The 3,136-nt window shown below is 67.9% G+C and carries 4 protein-coding genes; 2 read left to right on the plus strand and 2 right to left on the minus strand.

Features of this window, described 5'->3' with window-relative positions; genetic code table 11:
- A partial coding sequence (locus N878_RS16230) for a LysR family transcriptional regulator (RefSeq protein WP_021444660.1) occupies positions 1-488 on the minus strand: 488 nt, incomplete at its 3' end.
- A gap of 130 nt (positions 489-618) precedes the next feature.
- Here N878_RS16230 and trpB point away from each other — a divergent pair.
- Positions 619-1,833 (plus strand): tryptophan synthase subunit beta, encoded by a 1,215-nt coding sequence (gene trpB, locus N878_RS16235; protein WP_021444661.1) that lies wholly within the window; start codon positions 619-621, stop codon positions 1,831-1,833.
- Positions 1,830-2,639, plus strand: coding sequence for a tryptophan synthase subunit alpha (gene trpA / locus N878_RS16240; RefSeq protein ID WP_021444662.1), 810 nt, complete (start codon positions 1,830-1,832; stop codon positions 2,637-2,639). The genes trpB and trpA overlap by 4 nt, the downstream gene beginning before the upstream one ends.
- A gap of 32 nt (positions 2,640-2,671) precedes the next feature.
- Here the strand turns inward: trpA and N878_RS16245 are convergent, their stop codons facing one another.
- The gene (locus tag N878_RS16245; protein WP_021444663.1) at positions 2,672-2,920 is read right to left on the minus strand and encodes a hypothetical protein; all 249 of its coding nucleotides are present in this window, start codon (positions 2,918-2,920) and stop codon (positions 2,672-2,674) included.
- Positions 2,921-3,136 lie beyond the last annotated feature (216 nt).

A 3,136-nucleotide genomic window follows, 5' to 3' on the forward strand; every position in this document is an offset into this window, starting at 1 on the left:
ATATCGAGCTCGTGTACCTGCATGTCCGCCGGCCAGGGCGGCGCGGCGAAGCACAGGGTGGCGTCCACCCCGGGGCGGCGCGGGTCCAGCTCGCCCTCGCTGGCCGACAGCTGCAGGCGCAGCTCCGGCAGCTCGCGGTTGAGGCGATCCAGGCGCGGGATAAACCAGCGCGCCAGCAGGCTGCCGGGGCAACCGAGCACGAAGGGCGCACCGTCCTGACGCTGGCGCAGCTCGGCACAGACGCCGCGCAGGCGCTCGAAGGCATCGCTGGCAGCATCGCGCAGGCGCATGCCGGCATCGGTGAGTTTCACGCCGCGGCCGTCCTTGTCGAACAGGCTGACGCCGAGCTGTTCTTCCAGCGCACGAATCTGCCGGCTCACCGCGCCATGGGTGACATGCAGCTCCTCGCCGGCGCGGCTGATGCTCTGCAGGCGGGCGGCGGCCTCGAAGGCGCGCAGGGCATTCAGCGGGGGCAGTTCGCGATTCATTGATTTGTGATTTTTCCTGACAGGTCAGGGCAATCTAATCGCTTTTCAGCCTGCCCGCCAGGGGTAGAATGGCGCCATTGCCAAACCTCCTGCCCGCTCGTGGGCAGAGGCCCCAGACAGGAGCTCGACCATGACCTCATTTCGCACCGGCCCCGACGCGCGCGGCCTGTTCGGCCGCTTCGGCGGTCAGTTCGTCGCCGAAACCCTGATGCCGCTGATCAACTCGCTGGCCGCCGAATACGAGAAGGCCAAGAGTGATCCGGCCTTCCTCGACGAGCTGGCCTACTTCCAGCGCGACTACATCGGCCGTGCCAGCCCGCTGTACCATGCCGAGCGCCTCTCCGAGCACTTCGGCGGGGCGAAGATCTACCTCAAGCGCGAAGACCTCAACCACACCGGCGCGCACAAGATCAACAACTGCATCGGCCAGATCCTCCTGGCCAAGCGCATGGGCAAGCAGCGCATCATCGCCGAGACCGGCGCCGGCATGCACGGTGTGGCCACCGCCACCGTGGCCGCGCGCTTCGGCATGCAGTGCGTGGTGTACATGGGCACCACCGACATCGACCGCCAGCAGGCCAACGTCTTCCGCATGAAGCTGCTCGGCGCCGAGGTGATCCCGGTCACGGCCGGCACCGGCACCCTCAAGGACGCCATGAACGAGGCCCTGCGCGACTGGGTGACCAACGTCCACAACACCTTCTACCTGATCGGCACTGCCGCCGGCCCGCACCCGTACCCGGCCATGGTGCGCGACTTCCAGTCGGTGATCGGCAACGAAGTACGTGAGCAGATCCTGGCGAAGGAAGGCCGTCTGCCCGACTCGCTGGTGGCCTGCATCGGCGGCGGTTCCAACGCCATCGGCCTGTTCCACCCCTTCCTCGATGACCAGGGCGTGCAGATCGTCGGCGTCGAGGCCGCCGGCCACGGCATCGACACCGGCAAGCATGCGGCGAGCATGGCTGGCGGCGCGCCGGGCGTGCTGCACGGCAATCGCACCTTCCTGCTGCAGGATGAAGACGGCCAGATCACCGATGCCCACTCGATTTCCGCCGGCCTCGACTACCCCGGTGTCGGCCCGGAACACGCCTGGTTGCATGAGATCAAGCGCGTCGAATACGTGCCGATCAGCGATGACGAAGCCCTCGCAGCCTTCCACCACTGCTGCCGCCTGGAGGGCATCATCCCGGCCCTGGAAAGCGCCCACGCGCTGGCCGAAGCCTTCAAGCGCGCACCCAAACTGCCCAAGGATCACCTGATGGTGATCAACCTGTCCGGTCGTGGCGACAAGGACATGCAGACCGTGATGCACCACATGCAGGACAACCAGGAGAAGCACGCATGAGCCGCCTGCACAACCGTTTCGCCGAACTCAAGCAGGAAAACCGCGCCGCGCTGGTCACCTTCGTTACCGCCGGCGACCCCGACTACGAGACTTCCTTGCAGATCCTCAAGGGCCTGCCGGATGCCGGCGCCGACGTGATCGAGCTGGGCATGCCGTTCACCGACCCGATGGCCGACGGCCCGGCCATCCAGCTCGCCAATATCCGCGCTTTGGGGGCCAAGCAGACGCTGGCCAAGACCCTGCAGATGGTTCGCGAATTCCGCGAAGGCAACCAGAGCACGCCGCTGGTGCTGATGGGCTACTACAACCCGATCTTCGTCTACGGCGTCGAGCGCTTCATCGCCGACGCCAAGGCCGCCGGCGTCGACGGCCTGATCGTGGTCGACCTGCCGCCGGAGCACAACGACGAGCTGTGCGAGCCGGCGCAGAGCGCAGGCATCGACTTCATCCGCCTGACCACCCCGACCACCGACGACGACCGCCTGCCCACCGTGCTGGCCGGCAGCTCCGGCTTCGTCTACTACGTGTCGGTGGCCGGCGTCACCGGCGCCGGCGCGGCGACCCTGGATCACGTCGAGCAAGCCGTGGCGCGCCTGCGTCGCCACACCGACCTGCCCCTGTGCATCGGCTTCGGCATCCGCACCCCGGAGCATGCCGCCGAAGTGGCGCGCCGCGCCGAAGGCGTGGTGGTGGGCTCGGCGCTGGTCGACCAGATCGCCAAGGCCGAAACCGCGCAGCAGGCCATCGATGGCGTGCTCGGCCTGTGCGCCCAATTGGCCGAGGGCGTGCGCGTAGCACGCGGCTGACCGTCAAGCGCCGGGGGGATCCCCGGCGCCGCTCAGAGGTCGTGACCGTGCCCCCAGGCCTGGTTCTGCGCGCGCCGGTCGACGCCGCTGCGCCGATCCTCCTCGAAGCGAATGGTCACTCGACGATCCACGCCGCTGCGGCGCTCACGCTTCTTGCGCGTATCGATCTTCGACGCCTGCGCTTGCACCGCAGGCGCCTGCGCTTGCGGCGCGGCGTCCTCCTCCAGCGGTACCAAGGCCAGATCCTCCAGCGACAGACTGGAAAACTGTGTTTTATCCATGATCTGCTCTCCCGTTACTGCGGTCCGCCGGGCGCTGGCCCATTGCGACTAGAGTTAGGCTAGTAGAAGTGGCCGCCAGGCGACAGCACCCCTGGTCCGACGCCTTTGCACCTGGAGCGCCTATGCACAGATCCCTGCTGATCACCGGTGCCAGCCGCGGCATCGGCCGCGCCACCGCCCTGCTGGCCGCCGCCCACGGCTGGCGCGTCGGGGTCA

It is taken from the genome of Pseudomonas sp. EGD-AK9, assembly GCF_000465935.2.
In the GTDB taxonomy this organism is placed as follows: domain Bacteria; phylum Pseudomonadota; class Gammaproteobacteria; order Pseudomonadales; family Pseudomonadaceae; genus Aquipseudomonas.

Excerpts from the sequence above, each read along its gene's own strand:
- N878_RS16245 (WP_021444663.1), bottom strand. The coding sequence starts at position 2,920 with ATGGATAAAACACAGTTTTCCAGTCTGTCGCTGGAGGATCTGGCCTTG.
- trpA (WP_021444662.1), top strand. The coding sequence starts at position 1,830 with ATGAGCCGCCTGCACAACCGTTTCGCCGAACTCAAGCAGGAAAACCGC.
- trpB (WP_021444661.1), top strand. The coding sequence starts at position 619 with ATGACCTCATTTCGCACCGGCCCCGACGCGCGCGGCCTGTTCGGCCGC.